The sequence below is a fragment of the Mycetohabitans sp. B8 genome (assembly GCF_021991875.1).
Lineage (GTDB): Bacteria > Pseudomonadota > Gammaproteobacteria > Burkholderiales > Burkholderiaceae > Mycetohabitans.
Genome location: NZ_JAHLKR010000024.1, coordinates 38,509 through 62,077, shown reverse-complemented (window position 1 = coordinate 62,077; position 23,569 = coordinate 38,509). Strand labels below are relative to the sequence as shown.

Below are 23,569 nucleotides of genomic sequence, written 5' to 3'. Positions count from 1 at the left end.
CCGTATTGTAGTCGAGCGTCAGTAAAAGCCCGCTTCGCCCGGTGGGCGCGTTTTGAAGCGCTTGTGTACCCAGTAGTATTGTTCCGGCATGTGCGGAATTTCCTGCTCCAGCCACGCATTCATGCGGCGCGCGTCCGCTATGTCGTCGCCGCTTGGATAGTCTTGCCACGGCGCGAAGATCTTGAGCCGATAACCCTTGTAATTGGGCAGCACCTCGCAGATGAACGGCGCCAACTGGGCACGTCCTGCCTTCGCAAGCCGGCCCACCGCGGTTAGCGTGCACGCCGGCACGCCGAAGAATGGTACGAACGCCGAATTGCGCATGCCGTAGTCCATGTCCGCGCCGAGCATCACCGGCTTGCGCTCGCGCAGCCAGCGCAACACGATACGTGCACTGTCGGCACGACTGGCCATGTCGGCGCCGAAGCGCGCGCGCGCGGCGACCGCGACCTTGTCCAGCAGCGGGTTGGATATCGGCTGGTACAGCGCGCCGCATTGCCGGCGCAACTGGTAGTTCAGGAAAATCGAGCCGGCCTCAATGCCGACAAAATGCGCGCCGAGGAACAGCGTCGGCGGCAGGTTCGGATCGCGCAGGTCGATCGCGCTGTCGAGTTGGATCAGCTTCTCCAACTTGCGTGCCGAGCCGAACCACTGCACGCTGCGCTCGACGTAGCTGCGAATTGCATGGCGGAAGTGCTGCTCGGCGACCTGCTCGCGCCGCGCCTCGCTCCACTGGGGGAAGCAGCGCTTCAGGTTGGTGTGGACCACGCGACGGCGACTGTTCGGAATCCGGTACAGCAACCAGCCCATCGCATCGCCGAAGCGGGCGATCCAACCATAGGGCAATAGTGCGAACAGCTTGAGCAGCAGGATGGCGAGGTGGGTTCCGGCGCGGCCTAACATCGTGGAGCTCGCAGTGTCCGCAGCGGCGGGTGGGGTGAAGCAAACGGCAATTCAGCCTCTATACAACATGACAGAAGTCGATATAATACGAGCATCGCCGAGTTAATGGGACAACTTGCGGGGCGATATCGGGCGCGGCATCCAGCGAAGCGGCGCCCGGACAAGGTAATCCGCTAAAGCGTCGCCGCTTCGATCCGAAGCCGGCAACGTGAAAACGCGACCGACTTCACTCACTGGAGCTAACGAAGTGGCGAACAACTATCTCTTTACTTCCGAATCCGTATCTGAAGGCCATCCGGACAAGGTGGCTGACCAAATCTCCGACGCGATTCTCGATGCGATCCTGACGCAGGACCGGCATTCGCGCGTGGCGGCCGAGACGTTATGCAACACCGGCCTGGTGGTGCTGGCTGGCGAAATCACGACGCATGCAAACGTCGACTATATCCAGATCGCGCGCGACACGATCCGGCGCATCGGCTACGATAACACCGATTTCGGCATCGACTACCGCGGCTGTGCGGTGCTGGTCGCTTACGACAAGCAGTCGCCGGATATCGCGCAGGGCGTGGACAATGCGCACGACGACAACCTGGATCAGGGCGCGGGTGACCAGGGCCTGATGTTCGGCTATGCGTGCGACGAAACGCCCGAATTGATGCCGTTGCCGATCCATTTGTCGCACCGGCTCGTCGAGCGGCAAGCCGATCTACGGCGCGACGGTCGTCTTCCGTGGCTGCGTCCGGACGCGAAGTCGCAAGTAACGGTGCGCTATGTTGACGGGCGTGCGGATTCGATCGACACGATCGTGCTCTCCACGCAGCATGCGCCAGATATCGATCTGTCCACGTTGCGCGAGGCGGTGATCGAGGAAGTCATCAAGCCGGTGCTGCCGAACGAGCTGATCAAGGGCAACTTGAAGTTCCTCGTTAATCCGACCGGGCGGTTCGTGATCGGCGGCCCTCAAGGCGATTGTGGACTCACCGGCCGCAAAATCATCGTCGATACGTACGGCGGGGCCGCGCCGCACGGCGGCGGTGCGTTCTCGGGCAAGGACCCGTCCAAAGTGGACCGTTCCGCCGCGTATGCCGGCCGCTACGTCGCGAAGAACATCGTCGCCGCGGGCCTTGCGTCGCGCTGCTTGGTCCAGGTCTCCTATGCGATCGGTGTCGCGCGTCCGACGTCGGTGATGGTCAACACCTTCGGAACCGGCCGAGTGCCGGATTCGGTGATTACCGAGCTTGTCCAGCAGCACTTCGATCTGCGCCCGAAGGGCATCATTCAGATGTTGGACCTGCTGCGGCCGATTTACGAAAAGACCGCCGCATATGGTCACTTTGGTCGCGAGGAGCCCGAATTCTCGTGGGAAGCAACCGACAGGGCGATTGCGCTGGCCGACGCGGCTGGCATCGAGCCGATTGCCGCCGTCGCCTGACGGCGCAGGCATAGCCGCGCAGATGTGTCGGAGCCGCCGGCACGCCATAAAAAACCTCGGCTAGGTTAGACTGCCGACAAATCCCCGGTTTTGGCCGGGGATTTGTCGTTATGGGGGCATGCTCAAGAAGACGATACCCGCCCAATCAGAACTCGAGAGGGCGACGCTCGAGAGGCTTGTGCCGAAAGCCCTTAAAGTGCGATGACGACGATCTACCGCTGCCGAGCAAGCAGATCAACGTTAGCTGCACTGATCCGCACAGCGGCTACAGGGTACGCGACGATAAGCCCAAGGGCTTTTTCTATTTGGATCACCGCACGGTAGAGGCCAAGCACGCGATCATCACTGACACGCACGTGACGCCCGCCTCGGTGCATGATAGCCAGCCGTCTCAGCGCGTGATAAACACGTCCCGATAACCGACGTAGACCGACAGGAATAACAAAGGTATCACGACCAACCAGCCGAGCAGGAAAGGGATCGCTCCGATCACCAGCATCACGAGCAACAACAGCGCATAGACGATGCCAGCGAGCCAGTTTCGCATCACGCCCTTGAAGCTCGCCCGCATCGCGCGAATGGGCGCCACGTCATGCAGTATCACCAGCGCGGGCGCGAACCATGCAGCGGCTACAGCCACCGCGGCGATCGCGATATAGATCAGCAGCCCGACGAGGCTCAATGCCCCCCATTCAGGTGGGTTGCCTGGCTGGTGCGAGACCAGTTGAGCAAATGTGCCGAAGCCGATGATCGACGCGAGCACCACGGTACCGATGATCACGATCGCGAACGTGAGCACGCCGACCAACGCTAGCGGGCCCAGCTTGCGCGTGAACCCGGCGAACAGGCTGCCGATGCGCACGTCGCCGTCGGCGCGGAACTGCTCGCACGTGAACATCAACCCGCCCAGCAGTATCGGCGTGACCACCATCGGCAGCAGGTTGAACACCGGCGCGAATGACAGCGCGCACTCGATCACCATGTACAACAGGGCTAGGCCGATCCACTGTAGCGGGCGGCGCTTGAACAGTGTCCATGCGTCTGCGATCCAACGCAAGCCTTCCGCCACAGTGACCATGCGTGCGTCCAGATTCAACGTTTCGACGGATGACGCCGAGCCGCCTGGGGCGAGCGGATGGTTCAGCGTGTCGTCGTTCATGGGTCCTCCTCGCGAAATCCTACAGGGTATCCGTCGCGCTCGGCCTGCGCGCCGCCGTATCGCCGGATGCGGTCGGCATCATAACCGCACGCCCGGCAGGCACACACGAAACAGGGCGTATGCAGGCACAATCCGGTTCGCCGCGAGTGCTATCCGTGCTCGGGATTCAATGCGAGCTTCGCATACCGCCGTGAATAACCGAAGTACACGGCCAGTCCCAGTGCCAACCATGCCACGAATGCGACCCACGTCATCGCCTGCAAATGGGCCATCAGAAACACGCAAGATGCGACCGCGAGCATCGGCACGAGCGGCACGCCTGGGCACCGGAATGCGCGCGGCAGTGTCGGGTGCGTGCGGCGTAGGATCAGTACGGCGACAGAGACCATCGAAAACGCGGCGAGCGTGCCAATATTGATCAACTCCGCCAAGACGTCTAGTGGCACCAGCGCGCCGATCAACGCGAAAAAGATGCCGACCAGCCAGGTGGTGATCAGCGGCGTCTGGAAGCGCGGATGGATGCGCGAGAGCGCGGCGGGTAGCAAGCCGTCCCGGGACATCGCAAAGATGATGCGTGTCTGACCGTACATCATCACCAGGATCACCGTCAGCATGCCGAGCACCGCACCCAGATCGACAAAGCCGGCGACCCAGTCTGCGCCGATTGTTTGAAGCACGTAGGATACCGGATGCGACACGTTTGCGAACTCAGCGTACGGCACGATGCCGGTGACCACGGCGGCGACCGTCACATAGAGCGCTGCGCAAACGGCGAGCGATGCAATGATGCCGATCGGCAAGTCGCGTTTCGGGTTCTTGACCTCTTCCGCCGCGGAGGACACCGAGTCAAACCCGATGAAGGCGAAAAACATCACCGCGGCGGCTCCGAACACACCGGACCAGCCCATTGGCATGAACGGGTGCCAGTTCGCGGGCCGGACATGGAACGCGCCGACCGCGATCACCAGCAGCACGACGGCTACCTTGATCGCGACCATCACGTTGTTGACCCGGGTGGATTCGCGCACACCGATCGATAACAGGAATGTGATGGCCATCATCACGAGGAACGCTGGCAAGTTGAACCATGTCGTGTGGCCGGGCACGGTGCCGGGCGCTGCGGTCAGTACTTGCGGCAGCGTGATGCCGAAGCCGGACAGTAACGATTGCAGGTAGCCGGACCATCCAACCGACACCGCCGACGTCGCGAGCCCATATTCGAGCATCAGATCCCAGCCGATGATCCAAGCGGCAAGCTCGCCAAGCGTCGCATACGAATAAGTGTAGATCGAGCCGGCGACCGGAATCGTCGACGAGAATTCGGCGTAGGCGAGCGCCGCAAAGCAGCACGCGATCGCCGCAATGACGAAAGACAGCGTCAGGGCGGGGCCGGCGATCACCGCGCCGGTTCCTGTCAGCACGAAGATGCCGGTACCGATGATCGCTCCGATGCCCAGAAGCGTGAGATCCAGTGGGCCCAGTGCCCTGTGCAAGCTGTCGTCGGCATTGCGACGGGCCAGCATATGACCAATATCTTTCTTTCGAAACAGTGACATAAGGCAGTATTCGGCAGCCGGGGAGCGGCGCAACCGACTTCGGTAAAACCGGCTATTCTAGCTGACTGGTGCAAACGGTCCGGTCGGAGGTTGCGCTGATGGGTCGTACGTTGCTGGTCGTACGTTGCGTGGGGCGACGAGACAGTCAGTGTGCGCCAGCGGGCGGCGGTCACCGGCGCGTCAAATTCGGCACAATGGCAGCAGGCGCCGGCGGGACCGGGACGATGGCCGGTCGCTGCGATGCGTGTCGTTGTATACATGTGACGGATCAGTCGCAATTGGGCTGTTCCATGCTTTCATTTCGGGCTTTGCAGGATACGCATCGCCGACACAATGCCTGCCGGACGGGCGAACATCAAAAGGGGGAAATCATGAAGGTGGGTTCAATCGTGCGTTCCAGCCATATCGCAGTGCCGCGCGACGCGCGCGGCATCGTATTGCGCATCCTGGGCGACATGGCGATGGTGACGTGGTTCGAGGGTGAGCCGGGGCAATCCAAGCCGCTCAACACCGAGCCGTTCTTCTTGGTGGATCTGATCGAGACCGGCGAGGTGGTGCGCCCGGCGGGCGCGCCGTTGCACTGATATAGCCCGGATGCGGCTGGCGGGGGCTGCCGCGAGCGTTGGCACGGGCGCTGACGAGTTTCTGCCTCGTGCGCTGGCGCGGGTGCTGACGCAGGGTGGTCTGCCTCGCGCGCTGGCACGGATGCTGGCGCAGGGTCTGCCTCGCATGCTGGCACGGGCGCTGGCGCAGGACTGCTGCGGATACTGCCACGGCACTGCGTCTTGTCCCCGTCCGCGTGTGGCGATGCTCAGGCCGCGTGCCGCTCAGGCACAATGGCGGGATGGAACCCAATGATCGCAGTCTCAACAATCCGCCGCGTGCCGATGCCGGCGCCCAGGCTCCCTACGCGGATCTGACGCCCGAGCGCGTGCTCGACGCGCTCGATGCTGTGCTGGCGCGCGGCGGCCGCCGCACCGACGGGCGGTTGCTTGCGCTGAGCAGTTACGAAAACCGCGTCTATCAGGTCGGCATCGAAGACGCCGCGCCGCTGGTGGCGAAGTTCTACCGGCCCGGGCGTTGGCGCGATGAGGCCATCTTGGAGGAGCACGCATTCGTTGCGCAGCTGGCCGAGCATGAGATCCCGGCCGTGCCGGCGATCATGCTCGACGACCATACGCTGCATGAGATCGACGGTTTCCGCTTCGCGTTGTTCGAGCGGCGTGGCGGCCGGGCACCGGAGTTGGACGACAACGCCACACTGCAGTGGCTGGGACGCTTCATCGGCCGCATCCACGCGATCGGTCGGCAGCGCGACTACGTCGCCCGCGGGCCGCTGGACATCGACACGTTCGGCCGTGAGCCGCTTGCGTACCTGCTCGCCAGCGGCTTCGTGCCGGTCGAGTTGCGTCAGGCCTACGAGACTATCAGCCAACTGGCGCTAGACGCGGTGCAAGCCTCGTTCGAGCGCGCCGGCGATGTACGAGCGTTGCGCGTGCACGGCGACTGCCATCAAGGTAACGTGCTGTGGACCGATGCCGGCCCCCATTTCGTCGATTTCGACGACAGCCGGATGGCACCGGCGATTCAAGACCTATGGCTGCTGCTGCCAGGCGAGCGCGCGCAGGCGAGCCGTGCGCTGGGTCACGTATTGGCGGGCTATGAGGATTTTTGCGAGTTCGATTCGCGCGAGCTTCACTTAATCGAAGCGTTCCGCACGTTGCGCTTGATCCATTATGCGGCATGGCTTGCGCGTCGGTGGAACGATCCGGCGTTTCCTGCCGCATTTCCGTGGTTCAACACGCACCGGTACTGGGAGGATCGTATCTTGGAATTGCGTGAGCAGGTCGGTGCGTTACAGGAGCCGCCGCTGTGGCCTGTGTGAGGTGGGCTGCCGATATCGATTGTCCGCCATCCGTCAGTTGAAAAAAGACGTTATACATGTAATGATAACGATTCGCATTCCGGGGTGGTGCAGGATATGCGAACATGCGCCGCCAGCCAACCACGCTCGCCCGTGCCGTGACAACGGTAAGGGGTGGCGTGAGCCAGCCGACAATCAAGATAGGCCGCAGGGCGCTTTGCCGTGCGGGCGACGTCATGCGAGCGCGAGGGCGTGAGCGTCGCCTTTTCGCAGGACATACCGACAATGACGAAGATGACGCCGTTTGCCACGGCGCTGGTGGCCGCTTTTACCGTGCCAATGCCGGCGCTTGCGCAGTCCGCTCAGCCCGATTCCAATTCACAAGACACGCGACATGGCGCCGTGGCGAGTGCCGCGCTGCCCGCCGTACGGGTCACCGGCGATGCGGATCGGACCGATTTCCAGGCAACGCGCGCCTTTATCGGTGCAAAGCGCCCCACCGCGCTGACGGACATCCCGCAGGAGGTCGTGGTGGTCAACAAGGCCTTGATGCAATCGCAGGGCGTTGCGTCGTTTGCCGACGCGTTGCGCAACGTTCCGGGCATCACGATCGGCGGGGCCGAGGGCGGGCAGATCGGCAATAACATCAATCTGCGCGGCTTCACGGCCCGCACCGATATCTATCTGGATGGCTTTCGCGATCGCGGGCAATACTATCGCGACACCTTCAACCTCGAATCGATTGACGTGCTGTATGGGCCGTCGTCGATGTTGTTCGGACGCGGCTCCACCGGCGGCGTGATCAACCAGACTAGCAAGAAGGCGAATCTGACGCGTTCGGCCGAGGTAAGCGGTACTGTCGGCACGGGCGACGACTACCGGACCACGGTCGACGTGAACCAGCCGATCTCCGATACCGCGGCGGTGCGGGTCAACGCATTTGGCCAGAGCGTGGGCACCACGCGCGACGCGATGCGCAACAAGGATTTCGGTATTGCGCCGCAGGTGCGCTTGGGTATTGGAACGCCCACCGAAATCACGCTCTCGGCGCTGCTCCAGCACAACCGCGACATGCCGGACTATGGCGTGCCAGCGGTCAATGGGCACCCGGCGCCGGTGGGCCGCGAGCGCTTTTATGGCTACACGGGCGATCGCACGGTGCAGGACGTGCAGACGTTGTCGGCGCGCATCGAGCACCGGTTCAGTGATGAACTGAAGCTGCGCAACCAGACGCAGTTTAGCCACTACGCGACCGATGCGCGCGCAACCAATGTTGCCAGTGTGCTGACTGGGCCGCTCGCCGGCTCGCGTGCGCTGTCCAGCGGCAGCTACACGTCGCTGCCGCTATCGAGCTTGTACGTGAAGCTGATGGGCAAGGACCGAGTGATCAACGATCACTCGCTCTATAACGCGACGGACGTCGAATGGAAGGTTGCGACCGGGGCACTGAAGCATGACTTGATCGCCGGTCTCGAGCTGGGGCACGAGACATACAACAACCAGTCCTATACCGTAACCGGGGCTGGCATGCCGAGTAACGTGATCGGCGTGGTACCGCTGACCGGTGCAGCTTACGTACCGCGGCCAGCCGATGTGGTGCGGGGCATCGGCAACCTGGCTAGGTCCAGCGCGAACTCAATCGGCGTGTATGTGAATGACACGGTGTCGCTGACGCGGCAGTGGAAGGTGGTCGGCGGCGTGCGCTGGGACCGCTATCAGGCCCATATCGCGAACTCGATGAATGCGCCGTCCTATGCCGCGCAGACGAACAGCTACACGAACGTGCGCGGCGGCGTGATTTACCAGCCGGATAATGTGCAGTCATACTACCTATCATACGGCACGTCGTTCAATCCGTCGCTCGAGGCGCTGACGCTGACCAACGGCACGCAGAATTTGAAGCCCGAAACGAACCGCTCATACGAGGTGGGCAACAAATGGGACTTGCTGGGCGGCACGTTGTCGATTTCGCAATCGCTGTTTAACATCGATAAGTCCAACGCACGCACGCAGGATGCGACCGGCGCGTATTCGATCGACGGTGATGTGCGGGTGCGGGGTTACCAGTTCGGTGCGTCGGGGCGGATCACGGACAAGTGGCAGCTATATGGCGGCTATACGTACTTGAACAGCCGAATCACGGGCGCGAAGGACGGCACGCAGGGCAACACACCGGCGAATACGCCGCGCAACATGTTCACGTTGTGGACGACATATGAATTCATGCCGCACTGGCAGGCGGGCGGTGGCCTGAATTACATGAGCACGCGCTATGCGGCGAACAACAACCGAGTGTCTGTTGGCGGCTATACGCGCTGGGACGCCATGCTCGCGTATCACGCCAAGCAGTACGACGTGCAGTTGAACCTGTTGAACGTAACAGACAAGCGCTACTACGATGCCCTGATTCCGTCCGACGGCGGGCGTGCGGTGCCGGGGCTGAGTCGCACGTTGCTGGCGACATTCAATTACTGGATCTAACCATGCAACTGACAGCAGGCGCCGCGAGATGATCGTGTCCATACCGAATGTATTGTCGCCGCAGCAGTTGCAGGCGATACGCGCCACACTGGACGCGGCCGGCCACGCGTGGGTCGATGGTCGCGCCACTGCCGGCTACCAGGGCGCGCCGGTCAAGCACAACCAGCAAATCGACGAGCGCGCGCCGATCGCGCGCGAGTTGGGTGACATGATCCTAGCTGAGCTGGAGCGGCACCCACTGTTCATCAGCGCGGTCTTGCCCAACCGCGTGTATCCGCCACTGTTTAATCGCTATGGCGCCGGGATGGCGTTCGGCGACCACGTCGACGGTTCGATCCGGATTGTGCCTGGGCATGGCGCGAAGCTGCGCACCGACGTGTCGGCGACGCTGTTTTTGGCTGGACCCGACGAATATGACGGTGGCGAACTGATGATCGAGGACACTTATGGCGCGCACGAGGTCAAGCTGGCCGCCGGCGACATGGTTGTTTATCCGGCGACCAGCGTTCACCGGGTCGCGCCGGTCACCCGCGGCGTGCGGCTCGCCAGCTTTTTCTGGATCGAGAGCTTGGTGCGCGACGACGCCAGGCGCGCGCTGTTGTTCGACCTGGATACGGCGATCCAGCGCCTGAACTGCGATCACGCCGATGACCTCGCGCGGCGGCAGCTAATCGGGTGTTATCACAACCTTCTGCGCATATGGGGTGAGACTTGACGCATCGCTCGCTGAACGACGTGTCCGAGTCTGCCGACGCTGTCGCGCAGCCGGCGGTGCGCGTGCGCGTGGACTTGCCGACGACGGCGATCGGCAAGTCCGCGTCGCGCACGGCGTCGACCCAGTCCCGCTCGCGCCGCTCGACGTTTCTCAAATGGCTACGCAACGTGCACGGCTGGATCGGCCTGTGGGGAGCGGTGCTGGGATTGATGTTCGGCGTGACGGGCTTCCTGCTGAATCACCGCGGCGGGCCGATGAAAATCTCGCCGGGTGAGCCGCAAGTGTCGCAAATGCGGCTGCCGCTGCCCAATCCCGCTCCGGATTCCCCGCAAGCACTTGCCGAGTGGGTTGGCCGTGAACTGCGCTTTGATGGCCGTATTGGACGCACGCAGCGCGAGCCGGCGCACAAGGTCGCGTGGGGCGATCGCAGCGTGATGCAACCGGAGCACTGGAGCGCGATGCTGGCCGGTCCAAAGACGTCGATCCTGATCGAATACTGGCAAGGCAATCCGACCGTATCGGTCAAGCGCACCGAAGGGACGTTGCTCGCCATGTTGAACAATATGCACCGTGGCGGCGGCATGGGTAGGGGTTGGACCTTGCTTGTCGATACGATTGCCGGCAGTCTGGTGCTGCTGTCGTTGACCGGTGTATTGCTGTGGACTGAACTGAACCGGCGCAAGACGATCGGCGCCGCAATCTTCGCCGTGTCGCTCGTCGCGATGGTTGTATGCGGTATCGTGTGATGTGCGCCCGTTCGCCGCATCCGCCCTGAGCATCATCGTCGTGATCGGCCTGCCAGTGGGACGAAGCGAGTAGGTGTCGCACATTCCGTCACGGCTGGGTCAGGTACCGGCTGTCATTGCCTTTTAAAAAATGAATTAAACAGGACATGCCAGGTATCGGCCGCATGCCTGCCGGTGCCGCGTAGGGTGAATCGTGTGCTCGTGCAAGGCGCGCATCCGTGTCGCGCTGCCAAACACGCAATCGAGCCGTGTCAGGTTGGCCATTTCGATGCTGGCTTGTGCGGCAAACTGTCAGATGCCGGCTGGCGGCCCGGTGAAATCGGCACCGTCCTGGTTGGGCAATAGCTCTCGCGCAACGGCGAGCCACGCGCGTGCCGCATGGGACAGGTAACCGTTGCGACGCCAACCCAGCGCCATGTCCCAAGGGATCTCCGGTTCAACGGGCACCCGCGCGAAGCGCGCCGGATCCAGCCGCTCGCAGTACGGGCGGGGCAGCAGCGCCACACCCACGCCAGCGGCCACCAGCGCGGTGATGAAGTCCCAGTGTCCGCTGCGCCCCGCGATGGTGGGCGAGAACCCGGCCCTGCGGCATGCTTCCAGCACGATATTGTTCAGCGCCAGGCTTTCGCCGTAGAACACGAAGGGCTCATCGGACAACTCGGTCAGTTCGATCTGTGCGGCGTCGCGCCAGCGCGACGATTGTGGGGCGATCAACCATAGTGGGTGGCGGCTGACCGGCAGCACGTCGAACACGTCGGTGTCCACCGGCTGCAACAATGCACCCAATTCTAGCTCCCCAGCCAACAGCGCGGTCTCGATCGCGCGCGAGCCCTGCTCAAATAATTTTAGGTCGATGCCCGGGTAGCGTTGCCGGAACACGGCAATGACACGGGTAAACAACGCGCCGCCCATTGGCGGGATGCCCAGCGTGAGTTGGCCACGACCCAGCGTGCCCAAATCGTCCAACTCGGCCTGCAATTGCGCGTGCGCGGCCAGCACATCCTGACCGCGCTGGTACACGATCCGGCCGGCGTCGGTGAGCACCATTTGACGGCCGTCGCGTAGCAGCAGCGGTGAACCGATCTCGTCCTCGAGCGCCTTGACCATTTTGCTGATCGTGGGCTGCGTGACGAACATCCGCTCGGCCGCCGCCGTAAAGCTCTGCTGCCGGACGACCTCGACAAAGTACTTCAGCGCGCGCAGTTCCATGGCGATTTATTCCATTTTGGAATAAAAATTATAATTGTAATTCATTATATTTATGCTATGACGCAACCTATACTCGATTCGCATAAATAGTGGGGCCGTTGCCGTCGCGCGACGGTGACCTATCGGATCCACGGAGTGCATGATGATCGCCAATTCTTCGTACGCCAATCCCGCCGTACCGTCAGCGGGTCGGGTAGCGAGGGCGCTCGAAAGGGGCGCGATCGTAGCGGTACAAAGCACGCTGCTGGCGCTGCTCTGGTTAGCGGCCGATGCGCTGGCCCGCGTGATGCATCTGCCGATGAACGGCGGTGTACTCGGCCTTGGGCTGCTGCTGGTGCTGCTATTTTCTGGCTGCATCGCGCCACGCTGGGTCAAGGCTGGCGCGGACTGGCTGCTGTCCGAAATGCTGCTGTTCTTCATTCCGGCCGCGGTTGCCGCCGTCCAGTACGGCGACGTGCTCAAGGCGCAAGGTTGGCGTCTTGCGCTAGTGGTTGTGGGCGGCACGTTGCTGGCGATGGTGGCGGTCGCGGTCGCGGTCGAGCAGACTGCAAAGCTCGAGCGGCGTCTCGCGCTACGGCGCGTCCGCGGGCATGCCGTGTAGTCGGGAACATCATGTCATCGCTGCTCGCGCTGGTTGCATCGGAACGTGTCGCGTCGTGGACCGCGGCGGCGTGCTTCGCGCTGACCATCGTGCTGTACTTCGTCTCGAAGGCGCTCTATGCCCGTTTTCGCTGGCCTTGGCTGACGCCGTTACTCGTCGTGCCGGTTGCTCTCGGCGCGATCGTGCTGCTCGCGCGCATCCCGTACCCGGTCTATTTCCGCGATACTCGCTGGCTGATGTGGCTGCTGGGCCCGGCCACGGTTGCGTTCGCGGTCCCCATCTATGAGTACCGACAGTTAATTCGGCGCCATTGGCTGTCGTTGTCGGTCGGTGTTGCCGTGGGCGTGCTGTCTGGCGTTGCCGGCTCGCTCACGCTGGCGCGGTTGTTACATTTGTCCACTGACCTGCAGCACAGTCTGCTCACGCGCTCGGTGTCCACGCCGTTCGCGTTGGCAGTGTCCGACCGGCTGCATGCGCCGCGCGATCTGACCGCGTTGTTTGTGATCGCGACGGGTGTGGTCGGCATGCTGGTCGGCGAACTGGTGCTGGCGGTCTTGCCGCTCAGGAGCCGGTTGGCGCGCGGCGCGCTGCTCGGTGCGGCGGCGCACGGGGCTGGAACCGCCAAGGCGCGGGAGTTGGGCAGCCAGGAGGGCGTGGTCGCCAGCCTGACGATGATGATCTGTGGTGTGGTCATGGTGCTACTGGCCCCGCTGCTGGCCGTCTGGCTCAATTGAGCGATATCCGTGGTTTTGCTACAATCACGGTTCGTTTCGAGGAGCGTTGCGACGGCTAACGGCCGCCAGGCTCGAAACGCCTTGATCGGCGGTTCCGTGTGCGCGTTCAACGCGCACGGTCGTCGCTACAACGGCGCTCACGTCTTTAATTTCTTTTGACAGAAAAAGGAGGCGTGATGAACGCCGTAGTCTACGAAAAAAACCTATCCCAGGATTGTGTCGTTGCTGACCCGTCGCTCGCCGCGTGGGGCCGCAAAGAGTTGAACATCGCCGAGACCGAAATGCCGGGCCTGGTGCAGGTGCGCGACGAATACCGGGCCGAACAGCCGTTGAAGGGCGCTCGCATCGCCGGCTCGCTGCACATGACGATCCAGACCGGTGTGCTGATCGAGACGCTGAAGGCGCTCGGCGCCGATGTGCGCTGGGCCTCGTGCAACGTCTTCTCGACGCAGGACCACGCAGCGGCAGCGATCGCCGAAACCGGCACGCCGGTGTTTGCGTACAAGGGCGAATCGCTCGATGAATACTGGGAGTTCGCGCACCGGATCTTCGAATGGCCGAACGGGCAGTTCGCCAACATGATCCTCGATGACGGCGGCGACGCCACGTTGCTACTGATCCTCGGCGCGCAGGCCGAGCAGGACCGCTCGGTCATCGCCAAGCCACTCAACGAGGAAGAGGTCGCGTTGTACAACGCGATTGCCCGCCATCTCGATGCGGACCCGCGCTGGTACTCGACGCGCCTCGCGCACATTCGCGGCGTGACCGAGGAAACCACGACCGGCGTGCATCGGTTGTACCAGATGGAGCGCGAGGGCCGGCTGCCATTCCCGGCCATCAACGTGAACGATTCGGTGACCAAGTCCAAGTTCGACAACCTGTACGGTTGCCGCGAATCGCTGGTGGACGGCATCAAGCGCGCCACGGACGTGATGATTGCCGGCAAGATCGCTGTGGTGGCCGGCTATGGTGACGTTGGCAAGGGCTGTGCGCAATCGCTGCGCGGGCTCGGCGCGACCGTGTGGGTGACCGAGATCGATCCGATCTGCGCGTTGCAGGCGGCCATGGAAGGCTATCGCGTCGTTACGATGGAGTACGCGGCGGACAAAGCCGACATTTTCGTGACGGCCACTGGCAACTATCATGTGATCAACCACGACCACATGAAGGCGATGCGCAACAACGCGATCGTCTGCAATATCGGCCACTTTGATTCCGAAATCGACGTGGCGTCCACGCGCCAGTATCAGTGGGAGAACATCAAGCCGCAAGTGGACCACATCATCTTCCCGGATGGTAAGCGGGTGATTCTGCTGGCCGAGGGGCGGCTCGTGAACCTGGGATGCGCGACCGGCCACCCATCGTTTGTGATGTCCAATTCGTTCACGAATCAAACGCTTGCGCAAATCGAGTTGTTCACGCGCGGCGACCAGTATCAGAACAAGGTCTACGTGTTGCCCAAGCACCTGGACGAAAAGGTCGCGCGGCTGCATCTGGAGCGCATCGGCGCGACGCTGACCGAACTCAGCGACGCGCAGGCGCGGTATATTGATGTGGACAAGCACGGTCCGTTTAAGCCAGACCACTACCGTTACTAACCACGGCAGCATGCGCGCCGGGGCACGATCGATAACGTGCCCCGGCGCGCACCGGCCGCATCACAGGGAGCCCGCGATGACTGTATTGCTGACCTGGTTGATCAATGCGCTTGCGCTGCTGATCATCACGTATATCGTGCCGTCGATCCAAATCAAGAGCTTCGGCACCGCGTTGATCGTTGCACTCGTGCTGGGTTTGATCAACGCGATTATCCGGCCGGTCCTAATCCTATTCACGCTGCCGCTGACGGTGCTCACGCTAGGATTGTTCATCCTGGTGATCAATGCGTTGTGTTTCTGGTTGTGTGCGACGCTGCTTAAGGGGTTCGAGGTCTCCGGCTTTTGGTCGGCATTCTTTGGCTCGATCCTGTACAGCATCGTGTCGTATCTGCTGAGCGCGCTGATCCTTGGGCATCGCTTTACCGTCGAGCGCTGGTACTGAAGCACGCCGGCGGCACGCATCTTTTTCCAATATCCCTATGTCCTTGCCCGAAATCTCGTTTGAGTTCTTTCCGCCGAAGACGGCGGAGGGGATCGACAAATTGCGTGCAACGCGTGCGCAGCTGGCGCCGCTCAAGCCAAAGTTCATGTCAGTGACATTTGGCGCCGGTGGCTCGACGCAGCAGGGCACACTGGATACCGTGCTCGAAATGGCGGGTGAGGGCTTCAAGGCCGCGCCGCATCTGTCGTGCATCGGCGCGTCGAAGGAGAGCTTGCGCGGCATTCTGGCGCAGTACCGCGCGCACGGCATTCGGCACATCGTCGCGCTGCGCGGCGACTTGCCCTCCGGCATGGGAGAGGTCGGCGAGCTGCCCTATGCGTGCGATCTGGTTGCGTTCGTGCGCGCTGAGCACGGCGACTGGTTTCATATCGAAGTGGCCGCGTATCCCGAATACCACCCGCAGGCGAGGTCGCCGCGTGCGGATCTGGAGAATTTCGCAAGCAAAGTGAAGGCGGGTGCCAATTCAGCCATTACACAGTATTTCTATAACGCGGATGCCTATTTCCGCTTCGTCGACGACGTGCGCAAGCTCGGTGTCGAGGTACCGATCGTGCCCGGCGTCATGCCGATCACGAACTATGCGCAACTGATGCGGTTTTCCGAAATGTGCGGCGCAGAAGTCCCGAAGTGGATTGCGCGGCGACTGGAGAGCTTTGGTGACGACCGTGACGCCATTCGGGCATTTGGGCTGGATGTCGTGACCGCGATGTGCGAGCGGCTGGTCGTGAACGGCGCGCCGGGATTGCATTTCTACACGCTGAACGGCGCGGTGGCCAGCAAGGCGATTTGCGAGCGTTTGCGCGTCTGAGCGCGCCGAGTAGGCCCGGCGCGCGTCGGCCGTTGCGAATTCGTCGAACGTGCGTTTTTTTCCGCCTTGCCGGTTTGGCGAAATCCAGTACACTCGCGCCTACACCGGAGATCCCGGGACGACAATTCGGAGCAAGCATGCCACATAACCGTCCGTTATCCGAAACCTACCGCGCGACCTACAATGCCGTGCTCGCCGTGGCGACCGCGTTGGCACTGGGTGGCGCCGGGCTTGCGCAAGCCGCGTCGCTGCCCAACAAGACACTGGTCTATTGCTCTGAGGGCAGCCCCGCGGGCTTCGATCCGGCGCAGTACACCACTGGCACCGATTTCACCGCCAACACGTTCACCGTCTTCAATCGGCTGGTTGAGTTCGAGCGTGGTGGCACGAAGATCGAGCCTGGCCTGGCCGAAAAGTGGGCGGTGTCGCCGGACGGCCTGCAATACACCTTCCATTTGCGTCATGGCGTCAAGTTTCACTCGAATGACATCTTCAAGCCGACGCGTGATTTCAATGCCGACGACGTGCTGTTCACGTTCGATCGGATGCTCGACCCGAATCTGCCGTTTAACAAGGCGTACAAGGTCCAGTTCCCGTACTTCACTGACTTGGGGCTGGACAAGCTGATCGCAAAGGTCGAAAAGATCGATCCGTATACGGTGCGCTTTACACTGAAAGAGGTCAACGCGCCGTTCCTGCAGAACCTGGCGATGGAGTTCGCATCGATTCAGTCGGCCGAATACGCGGACGTGCTGCTCAAGGCCAATCGCGCGCCGGACTTGAACCAGAAGCCGATTGGCACCGGACCGTTTATTTTTAAGCGCTACACGAAGGATGCAACGATTCGTTTCGACGGCAATCCCGATTACTGGAAGCCGGGCGCGGTTAAGGTCGGCAAGCTGATCTTTTCAATCACCGTCGATCCGGGCGTACGGGTCCAGAAGCTTAAGCGCGGTGAATGTCAGATCACGGTTTATCCGCGGCCGGCCGACATCGAGTCGCTCAAGAGTGATTCGAACGTGCAAATGTCATCCAAGCCGGGCTTCAACCTTGGCTATCTGGCGTACAACGTCGAGCACAAGCCGTTTGACAACGCGCAGGTGCGCCGCGCGCTGGACATGGCGATCAACAAGAAGGCCATCATCGAGTCGGTGTACCAGGGCGCGGGCCAACTCGCGACCAACCCGATGCCGCCGACCCAATGGTCGTACGACGCATCGATCAAGGCGTTGCCGTATGATCCGCAGCTAGCCAAGGCGTTGTTGCAGAAGGCGGGCGTCAAGGAAGGCACCGAGGTCACATTGTGGGCCATGCCGGTGCAACGCTCGTACAACCCGAATGGCAAACTGATGGCCGAGATGATCCAGGCCGACTGGGCGAAGGTTGGCGTAAAAGCGAAAATCGTCACGTATGAGTGGGGCGAGTACATCAAGCGCGCCCATGCGGGCGAACACGACGCGATGCTGATTGGCTGGACCGGCGACAATGGCGATCCCGACAACTGGCTCGGCACGCTGCTTAGCTGTGATGCGGTTCATGGCAACAACTTTGACAGGTGGTGCTACAAGCCCTTCGACGATCGGATCGTCAAGGGCCGCGAGATCACCGATCAGGCGCAGCGCACGAAGCTGTACATCGAGGCGCAGAAGATCTTTGCCAAGGAATTGCCGTTTTCGCCGATCGCGCATTCGACGACGTACCAGCCGATTGCGAAGAACGTCGTCGACTTCAAGATCGACCCGCTGGGTTACACCCGCTTTGACGGCGTGAGCTTGAAGTAAGCGTTTCGACATCGTCCTGCGTGACGCTGGCGACTACACGCCGCGTAAGCGTCGAGCACGGACTGCGGCGGCCCGGGCGTGAGCCCGCGCCGCCGCTCACGCACTGGCACCCACAAACGAAAGTTTTCATGATCCGTTTTGTCTTGCGCCGCCTGGGAATGGTCATACCGACGTTTATCGGCATCACCCTTCTCGCGTTCGCGCTGATTCATCTGATACCCGGCGATCCCATCGAAGTGATGATGGGCGAGCGCGGCGTCGATCCGCAGATGCATGCCGAGGCGCTGCATCGCCTGGGGCTCGACGAGCCGCTGCCGTTGCAGTATCTGCACTATGTTGGCCGTGCGCTGCATGGCAACCTCGGCACGTCGTTGATCACCAATACCAGTGTGATGGACGAGTTCCTCGCGCGCTTTCCGGCGACGCTGGAGCTGTCGGTCTGCGCCATGGCGTTTGCGCTGTTGCTCGGCTTGCCGGCGGGCGTCGCCGCGGCGCTCAGGCGCGGCTCGTGGCTCGATCATACGGTGATGGGGACCGCGTTGACCGGCTATTCGATGCCGATCTTCTGGTGGGGACTGCTGCTGATCATGCTGTTCTCGGTCACGCTCGGCTGGACGCCGGTGTCCGGGCGCATCGCGGTGGAATACGACATCCCCTATAAGACCGGCTTCATGCTGATCGATTCGCTGCTGTCCACCGATGAGGGCGCGTTCAAGTCCGCCGTGTCGCATCTGATCCTGCCGGCGGTGGTGCTGGGCACGATTCCGCTGGCGGTGGTCGCGCGGATGACGCGCTCGTCGATGCTCGAGGTGCTGCGCGAGGACTATATTCGCACTGCACGCGCCAAGGGCTTGTCGCCGGCGCGGGTTGTCCTCGTGCACGCGCTGCGCAACGCGCTGATTCCCGTTGTCACGGTGATCGGGCTGCAGGTCGGTACTTTGCTTGCGGGCGCGGTGTTGACCGAGACCCTGTTTTCGTGGCCTGGAATCGGCAAGTGGTTGATCGACGCAATCTCGCGCCGCGATTACCCGGTCGTGCAAGGCGGCATCTTGATGATCGCGACGCTGGTCATCGTGGTCAACCTGCTCGTCGATTTGCTGTACGGCGTGCTTAATCCGCGCATTCGCCACACGAGGTAACGATGGCAAACTTGCCCACCCAACCCCTGTCATCGCAGCAGGCGGTGACGCCGCCGCCGTCCGGACGCTGGCTGGCGGCGCGCGAATTTTGGGCCCAGTTTTCGCGCAACCACGGCGCCGTCGGCGCGCTCGTGGTGGTCACGATATTGATCGTGGTCGCGTTGTTCGCGCCGCTGCTGGCGCCGCATAGCCCGATCGAGCAGTACCGGGAGTTCGTCAAGTTGCCACCGGCGTGGCTCGCTGGCGGCAACTGGCAGTTCGTGCTGGGCACTGACGAAGCGGGACGCGACATCCTGTCGCGGCTGATGTACGGCGCGCGGCTGTCGTTCTTCATTGGCCTGGTGTCGGTCGCGTTGGCGCTGGTGCCGGGCATCGTACTGGGCCTGGCCGCCGCGTTCTTTCCGCGCTGGGGTGACGCGCCGATTATGCGGCTGATGGACGTGCTGCTCGCGCTGCCGTCGTTGTTGCTCGCGGTGGCAGTCGTGGCCGTGGTCGGTCCCGGACTGGCTAACACCATGTTGGCCATTGCAATCGTCGCGCTGCCCGCCTACGTGCGGCTCACGCGCGCCTCTGCGCTCGGCGAACTGCAAAAGGAGTATGTGACCGCCTCGCGCGTGGCGGGCGCTGGCACGTTGCGCCTGATGTTCTCTCAGGTGCTGCCTAACTGTACCGCGCCATTAATTGTGCAGGCCACGCTCGGCTTCTCGACCGCGATCCTTGATGCCGCCGCGCTCGGCTTTCTCGGCCTGGGCGTACAGCCGCCCTCAGCCGAATGGGGCGCGATGCTGGCCTCCGCGCGCGACTACATCGACAACGCGTGGTGGATCGTCACGATGCCAGGCTTGTCGATTCTGGTCACCGTGCTGGCCATCAACCTGCTCGGTGACGGGTTGCGCGATGCACTTGATCCGAAATTGAAGAGGTCGTCATGAGCCCGAATTCGAATGCACCGTGTGATGTAGGCGCGCCGTTGCTGACGATCCGCAACCTGCATGTCGACTTCGACGGACTGGCCGCGGTTGACCGCGTGAATCTGTCGGTGTCCGCCGGCGAGGTGCTCGGCATTGTCGGCGAATCCGGTTCGGGCAAGAGCGTCACGTCGATGGCCCTGATGGGGCTGATCGACCCGCCGGGGCGCGTCAGCGCCGACGAACTGCGCTTTAATGGCGTTGACCTGTTGCGTGCGTCGCCGGCTAAGCGCCGGCGCATTGTCGGCAAGGACATCGCGATGGTGTTTCAAGACGCGCTCACGAGCCTGAATCCAAGCTATACGGTCGGCTACCAGATCAAGGAAGTGCTCCGCTTGCACGAAGGGTTGCGTGGCGCGGCCCTGGAGCGCCGCGCGCTGGACCTGCTCGAGCAGGTGGGCATCCCGGACGCGAGGAACCGCATCAACGCGTTTCCCCACCAGATGTCGGGCGGGATGAACCAGCGCGTGATGATTGCCATGGCCGTGGCGTGCAACCCGAAGCTACTGATCGCCGACGAGCCGACCACCGCACTGGACGTGACGATCCAGGCGCAGATCATGGACCTGCTGGTGCGGTTGCAAAAGGAGCGTGGTATGGCGCTCGTGCTGATCTCGCACGACCTGGCCGTGGTATCTGAGGTCGCGCAGCGGGTCGCGGTGATGTATGCGGGTGAGATCATCGAAATGAACCGCGTGCCGGATATTTTCTCGGCGCCCCATCATCCGTACACGGAGGCGCTGCTGGCGGCCATTCCCGAGCACAACCGTGGCGCACGGCGGCTCGCGGCGCTCTCCGGCATGGTGCCTGGCCGCGGCGACCGCCCCAGTGGCTGCCTGTTCGCGCCGCGTTGCAAGTATGTGATCAACGATTGTTGGAAGGGGCGGCCCGCGCTCGCGCAGCTCGATGCACAGGACGACGCGATGCGCGCCCGCTGCATCCGTGTGCTGAATGTGGAAAAGGTTGCGGCGCCGATACTCGATGCGGGACACATCGCGCTGGCCGGCGCGACGCCGGGAGACGACGCCAGCGAGTGCGTCGCGGCGCCGGCTGCACCGCCCGCCGGCGGCGTTGCCGACGGCCGGCATGACCCGCACCTGCGCGGCGCGCACGAGAACGGAGGTGAACGATGAGCGCGGTGGCGCATGCCCGCGACACAGCGACGGCCGAGGATGCCGTGCTGGTTGCGGACCGATTGACCAAGCACTATGAGGTGCGCCGCGGCATGTTTGGCACGGCCACCGTGACGGCGCTCAACGGCGTGTCGTTTTCGCTCGCCCGTGGTCGCACGCTGGCGGTCGTCGGCGAGTCGGGATGCGGTAAGTCAACGCTCGCGCGGCAATTGACGATGGTCGAGAGCCCAACGTCCGGCCGTCTGTTGATCGATGGCGCCAATGTCGCGACCGCCACGCATGAACAGCTAGTCGAGTTGCGCAAACGTGTCCAGATGGTGTTTCAGAACCCGTTTGCCTCGTTGAACCCGCGCAAGACGGTCGAGCAGACGCTGGCCGAGCCGCTTGCAATCAATACCGGAATGAGCGCCGGCGAGCGGGCATCGCGCATCGCCGAGATAATGCGCACGGTCGGCCTGCGGCCCGAGCACGCGAAGCGGTATCCACACATGTTCTCCGGCGGGCAGCGGCAGCGCGTGGCGATTGCGCGCGCGATGATCTTGACGCCGCGCATCGTCGTGGCCGACGAGCCAGTGTCAGCGCTGGATGTGTCGATCCAGGCGCAGATCTTGAACTTGTTCATGGATCTGCAGGACAAGTTCTGCACCAGCTACGTATTCATTTCGCATAACCTCGCGGTGGTCGAGCACGTCGCCGACGACGTGATGGTGATGTACTTTGGCGGCATCGCGGAACGGGGGGACAAGTCGACCCTCTTCGCGCGGCCACGGCATCCGTACACGCGCGCGTTGATGTCGGCTACACCGGCTATTTTCGAATCTGAACGTCGCATCAAGACCAAGTTGGAGGGGGAGTTGCCGTCGCCGTTGAATCCCCCTCGCGGCTGCCCATTCCATCAGCGCTGTCCGTACCGGATCGAGCGGTGCGTGACCGAGGAGCCGAGGTTGCGCGACGTCGACGGCCGCCAAGTGGCCTGCCATCGTGCGGAGGAGATGGATGCTTGAGTGGCGGCGAGGTCGCCGCGCGCGACGCAATACCGGCCTGGCCAAGCTGCTCGCGTGGCGGCTCGCCTTCGGATTGTTGGCCGGTATCGCATCATCCGCGCACGCGTTGTCTGGCGCGTCCATGGTGCAGGCCCCGCTGGGGCCGCCAACCGTGCCGATACTCGCTAACCAGGCCAACGCGGCCACGCCGCGCCAGCACGGTCAGCCGGCGCCGCAAGCCGACGACGCAATGGCGCCTAGCGAGCCCGGCGCCGCCAAGGTGCGTGTATCGCGGCCTGCACACATGCCGTTCTATGTTGCGACCAAAGGTGCGCTGACACTGTACCTGTTCGGCACGCTGCACGTTGGCGACCCGGCTGACTATCCCGCCGAGCAGCCGTTCCGGCAACCGATCATCGATGCGTTGCGCGCCGCCTCATGCGTGGCGTTCGAGCTCTCACCCGACGACCTGGTGGTGTCGCAGGACGATGTAGCGCGCTATGGCATGTGCTCGTATGCGTGTCTACCACGGTTGCTGCCGGCCGATATGTGGGCGAAGATCGTGCGTCGCATGCGTGGCAATCCAGCCGGGCTCGCGGTGATCCGCAAGACTCGCCCATGGTTGGCGGCGATGCTGATCGAAACCTACGATTCGTTGTCGGCTGGGTTGCAGGCCGAGTACGGCTCCGAGCCACAGCTCGAAAATCTGTACGTGGGGCGTATCATCGGTCTCGAGACGCGCGATGAGCAAATCGCCGCCTTCGCCGGACTGACGCTCGCCGAGCAGCGCGAAATGCTCGCGCAGGACTTGCGGCAGGCGCCAGCCGACAATGTATCCGACGTGCGCATCCTGCATGCGCTATGGCGGGCCGGCGATGCCGATGCGATGGCGAATTGGCAGGCGCGGCAATCGGCGAAGCTAGCGCGCTCGCCGACGTTGTCGCGGCGCATTGACGATCGGATTGTGTACCAGCGCAGCGAGCGCTTCGTTGCACGCATGCTGCTGCTTGCCGAGCCCAACAGGCCGATCTTCGTCGCGATCGGCGCACTGCATCTCGGTGGGCCGAACGGCGTGCTCGCGCTGTTGCGGGATCGCGGCTTTGATGTCGTGCCGCGCTGACCGGTGCCGAGCTACTCGCGTCGCTATCACGGCGCTGGCCACGAGGCGGCAGGATCGCGTGGAGGCGGTTGGGCCGTGCCGAGGCGGCAGGATCGTGCGGAGACGGTTGGGCTGTGCCGAGGCGGCAGGATCGT

General features: G+C 62.9%; 21 protein-coding genes, 1 pseudogene and 1 riboswitch. Of the genes and pseudogenes, 18 read left to right on the top strand and 4 right to left on the bottom strand.

Features of this window, described 5'->3' with window-relative positions; all coding sequences use genetic code 11:
• Window positions 1-18: 18 nt before the first annotated feature.
• On the bottom strand, window positions 19-903 hold the full coding sequence (locus tag KQH60_RS14285) for a lipid A biosynthesis lauroyl acyltransferase (protein WP_237577078.1): 885 nt from the start codon (window positions 901-903) through the stop codon (window positions 19-21).
• A gap of 247 nt (window positions 904-1,150) precedes the next feature.
• Here KQH60_RS14285 and metK point away from each other — a divergent pair, with 247 nt between their 5' ends.
• The gene (gene metK / locus KQH60_RS14280) at window positions 1,151-2,338 is read left to right on the top strand and encodes a methionine adenosyltransferase (protein WP_237577077.1); all 1,188 of its coding nucleotides are present in this window, start codon (window positions 1,151-1,153) and stop codon (window positions 2,336-2,338) included.
• 227 nt (window positions 2,339-2,565) lie between these two features.
• Window positions 2,566-2,727: pseudogene (locus KQH60_RS14275) on the top strand (IS5/IS1182 family transposase); the annotation flags it as partial.
• 2 nt (window positions 2,728-2,729) lie between these two features.
• On the opposite strand, the gene KQH60_RS14270 reads toward KQH60_RS14275, so the two are convergent.
• Both KQH60_RS14270 and KQH60_RS14265 read right to left on the bottom strand, forming a co-directional pair.
• The gene (locus KQH60_RS14270) at window positions 2,730-3,497 is read right to left on the bottom strand and encodes a BPSS1780 family membrane protein (protein ID WP_237577076.1); all 768 of its coding nucleotides are present in this window, start codon (window positions 3,495-3,497) and stop codon (window positions 2,730-2,732) included.
• Window positions 3,498-3,646: 149 nt separating this feature from the next.
• Window positions 3,647-5,053, bottom strand: a complete 1,407-nt coding sequence (locus tag KQH60_RS14265; protein ID WP_237577075.1) for an amino acid permease — start codon at window positions 5,051-5,053, stop codon at window positions 3,647-3,649.
• A 371-nt stretch (window positions 5,054-5,424) separates the two neighbouring features.
• Here KQH60_RS14265 and KQH60_RS14260 point away from each other — a divergent pair, with 371 nt between their 5' ends.
• The 5 genes from KQH60_RS14260 (at window position 5,425) to KQH60_RS14240 (ending at window position 10,859) form a co-directional block, all read left to right on the top strand.
• Window positions 5,425-5,637 (top strand): hypothetical protein, encoded by a 213-nt coding sequence (locus KQH60_RS14260; RefSeq protein ID WP_237577074.1) that lies wholly within the window; start codon window positions 5,425-5,427, stop codon window positions 5,635-5,637.
• Window positions 5,638-5,897: 260 nt separating this feature from the next.
• On the top strand, window positions 5,898-6,938 hold the full coding sequence (locus tag KQH60_RS14255) for a serine/threonine protein kinase (RefSeq protein WP_237577073.1): 1,041 nt from the start codon (window positions 5,898-5,900) through the stop codon (window positions 6,936-6,938).
• Window positions 6,939-7,202: 264 nt separating this feature from the next.
• Window positions 7,203-9,398: a TonB-dependent siderophore receptor gene (locus KQH60_RS14250; RefSeq protein WP_237577072.1), complete on the top strand. Its 2,196-nt coding sequence runs from the start codon at window positions 7,203-7,205 to the stop codon at window positions 9,396-9,398.
• A 28-nt stretch (window positions 9,399-9,426) separates the two neighbouring features.
• On the top strand, window positions 9,427-10,113 hold the full coding sequence (locus tag KQH60_RS14245; protein WP_237577071.1) for a Fe2+-dependent dioxygenase: 687 nt from the start codon (window positions 9,427-9,429) through the stop codon (window positions 10,111-10,113).
• A gap of 68 nt (window positions 10,114-10,181) precedes the next feature.
• Entirely contained in the window at window positions 10,182-10,859 is a 678-nt protein-coding gene (locus KQH60_RS14240; protein ID WP_237577093.1) for a PepSY-associated TM helix domain-containing protein, read from the top strand.
• A gap of 291 nt (window positions 10,860-11,150) precedes the next feature.
• Here the strand turns inward: KQH60_RS14240 and KQH60_RS14235 are convergent, their stop codons facing one another.
• Window positions 11,151-12,068, bottom strand: a complete 918-nt coding sequence (locus KQH60_RS14235; RefSeq protein WP_237577070.1) for a LysR family transcriptional regulator — start codon at window positions 12,066-12,068, stop codon at window positions 11,151-11,153.
• Window positions 12,069-12,207: 139 nt separating this feature from the next.
• Between KQH60_RS14235 and KQH60_RS14230 the strand changes: the two genes are divergently transcribed.
• The 11 genes from KQH60_RS14230 to KQH60_RS14180 all read left to right on the top strand — a co-directional run bounded on the left by KQH60_RS14230 (window position 12,208) and on the right by KQH60_RS14180 (window position 23,435).
• A complete protein-coding gene (locus KQH60_RS14230; protein ID WP_237577069.1) occupies window positions 12,208-12,669 on the top strand; it encodes a CidA/LrgA family protein in 462 nt (153 codons plus the stop codon).
• Window positions 12,670-12,680: 11 nt separating this feature from the next.
• On the top strand, window positions 12,681-13,403 hold the full coding sequence (locus KQH60_RS14225; RefSeq protein ID WP_237577068.1) for an LrgB family protein: 723 nt from the start codon (window positions 12,681-12,683) through the stop codon (window positions 13,401-13,403).
• 32 nt (window positions 13,404-13,435) lie between these two features.
• A riboswitch (S-adenosyl-L-homocysteine riboswitch) is annotated at window positions 13,436-13,549 on the top strand.
• Window positions 13,550-13,579: 30 nt separating this feature from the next.
• Window positions 13,580-15,001, top strand: coding sequence for an adenosylhomocysteinase (ahcY, locus tag KQH60_RS14220; RefSeq protein ID WP_237577067.1), 1,422 nt, complete (start codon window positions 13,580-13,582; stop codon window positions 14,999-15,001).
• A gap of 76 nt (window positions 15,002-15,077) precedes the next feature.
• Window positions 15,078-15,443: a phage holin family protein gene (locus KQH60_RS14215; RefSeq protein WP_237577066.1), complete on the top strand. Its 366-nt coding sequence runs from the start codon at window positions 15,078-15,080 to the stop codon at window positions 15,441-15,443.
• A 37-nt stretch (window positions 15,444-15,480) separates the two neighbouring features.
• A complete protein-coding gene (gene metF / locus KQH60_RS14210) occupies window positions 15,481-16,311 on the top strand; it encodes a methylenetetrahydrofolate reductase [NAD(P)H] (RefSeq protein ID WP_237577065.1) in 831 nt (276 codons plus the stop codon).
• 137 nt (window positions 16,312-16,448) lie between these two features.
• Window positions 16,449-18,092, top strand: coding sequence for an ABC transporter substrate-binding protein (locus tag KQH60_RS14205; protein WP_237577064.1), 1,644 nt, complete (start codon window positions 16,449-16,451; stop codon window positions 18,090-18,092).
• Between the two features lie 128 nt (window positions 18,093-18,220).
• On the top strand, window positions 18,221-19,231 hold the full coding sequence (locus KQH60_RS14200; protein ID WP_237577063.1) for an ABC transporter permease subunit: 1,011 nt from the start codon (window positions 18,221-18,223) through the stop codon (window positions 19,229-19,231).
• A 2-nt stretch (window positions 19,232-19,233) separates the two neighbouring features.
• Window positions 19,234-20,163: an ABC transporter permease subunit gene (locus tag KQH60_RS14195; protein ID WP_237577062.1), complete on the top strand. Its 930-nt coding sequence runs from the start codon at window positions 19,234-19,236 to the stop codon at window positions 20,161-20,163.
• Window positions 20,160-21,332, top strand: coding sequence for an ABC transporter ATP-binding protein (locus tag KQH60_RS14190; protein ID WP_237577061.1), 1,173 nt, complete (start codon window positions 20,160-20,162; stop codon window positions 21,330-21,332). The genes KQH60_RS14195 and KQH60_RS14190 overlap by 4 nt, the downstream gene beginning before the upstream one ends.
• Window positions 21,329-22,336 carry a peptide ABC transporter ATP-binding protein gene (locus KQH60_RS14185; RefSeq protein ID WP_237577060.1) on the top strand — a complete coding sequence of 336 codons (1,008 nt, stop codon included), beginning with the start codon at window positions 21,329-21,331 and terminating at the stop codon, window positions 22,334-22,336. Before KQH60_RS14190 ends, KQH60_RS14185 begins: the two co-directional genes overlap by 4 nt.
• Window positions 22,329-23,435 carry a TraB/GumN family protein gene (locus KQH60_RS14180; protein ID WP_237577059.1) on the top strand — a complete coding sequence of 369 codons (1,107 nt, stop codon included), beginning with the start codon at window positions 22,329-22,331 and terminating at the stop codon, window positions 23,433-23,435. Before KQH60_RS14185 ends, KQH60_RS14180 begins: the two co-directional genes overlap by 8 nt.
• The last annotated feature ends 134 nt before the right edge of the window (window positions 23,436-23,569 follow it).

Coding starts and splice junctions, on each gene's coding strand:
- KQH60_RS14285 (WP_237577078.1), bottom strand. CDS start 903: ATGTTAGGCCGCGCCGGAACCCACCTCGCCATCCTGCTGCTCAAGCTG.
- KQH60_RS14270 (WP_237577076.1), bottom strand. CDS start 3,497: ATGAACGACGACACGCTGAACCATCCGCTCGCCCCAGGCGGCTCGGCG.
- KQH60_RS14265 (WP_237577075.1), bottom strand. CDS start 5,053: ATGTCACTGTTTCGAAAGAAAGATATTGGTCATATGCTGGCCCGTCGC.
- KQH60_RS14260 (WP_237577074.1), top strand. CDS start 5,425: ATGAAGGTGGGTTCAATCGTGCGTTCCAGCCATATCGCAGTGCCGCGC.
- KQH60_RS14255 (WP_237577073.1), top strand. CDS start 5,898: ATGGAACCCAATGATCGCAGTCTCAACAATCCGCCGCGTGCCGATGCC.
- KQH60_RS14250 (WP_237577072.1), top strand. CDS start 7,203: ATGACGAAGATGACGCCGTTTGCCACGGCGCTGGTGGCCGCTTTTACC.
- KQH60_RS14245 (WP_237577071.1), top strand. CDS start 9,427: ATGATCGTGTCCATACCGAATGTATTGTCGCCGCAGCAGTTGCAGGCG.
- KQH60_RS14235 (WP_237577070.1), bottom strand. CDS start 12,068: ATGGAACTGCGCGCGCTGAAGTACTTTGTCGAGGTCGTCCGGCAGCAG.
- KQH60_RS14230 (WP_237577069.1), top strand. CDS start 12,208: ATGATGATCGCCAATTCTTCGTACGCCAATCCCGCCGTACCGTCAGCG.
- KQH60_RS14225 (WP_237577068.1), top strand. CDS start 12,681: ATGTCATCGCTGCTCGCGCTGGTTGCATCGGAACGTGTCGCGTCGTGG.
- ahcY (WP_237577067.1), top strand. CDS start 13,580: ATGAACGCCGTAGTCTACGAAAAAAACCTATCCCAGGATTGTGTCGTT.
- KQH60_RS14215 (WP_237577066.1), top strand. CDS start 15,078: ATGACTGTATTGCTGACCTGGTTGATCAATGCGCTTGCGCTGCTGATC.
- metF (WP_237577065.1), top strand. CDS start 15,481: ATGTCCTTGCCCGAAATCTCGTTTGAGTTCTTTCCGCCGAAGACGGCG.
- KQH60_RS14205 (WP_237577064.1), top strand. CDS start 16,449: ATGCCACATAACCGTCCGTTATCCGAAACCTACCGCGCGACCTACAAT.
- KQH60_RS14200 (WP_237577063.1), top strand. CDS start 18,221: ATGATCCGTTTTGTCTTGCGCCGCCTGGGAATGGTCATACCGACGTTT.
- KQH60_RS14195 (WP_237577062.1), top strand. CDS start 19,234: ATGGCAAACTTGCCCACCCAACCCCTGTCATCGCAGCAGGCGGTGACG.
- KQH60_RS14190 (WP_237577061.1), top strand. CDS start 20,160: ATGAGCCCGAATTCGAATGCACCGTGTGATGTAGGCGCGCCGTTGCTG.
- KQH60_RS14185 (WP_237577060.1), top strand. CDS start 21,329: ATGAGCGCGGTGGCGCATGCCCGCGACACAGCGACGGCCGAGGATGCC.
- KQH60_RS14180 (WP_237577059.1), top strand. CDS start 22,329: ATGCTTGAGTGGCGGCGAGGTCGCCGCGCGCGACGCAATACCGGCCTG.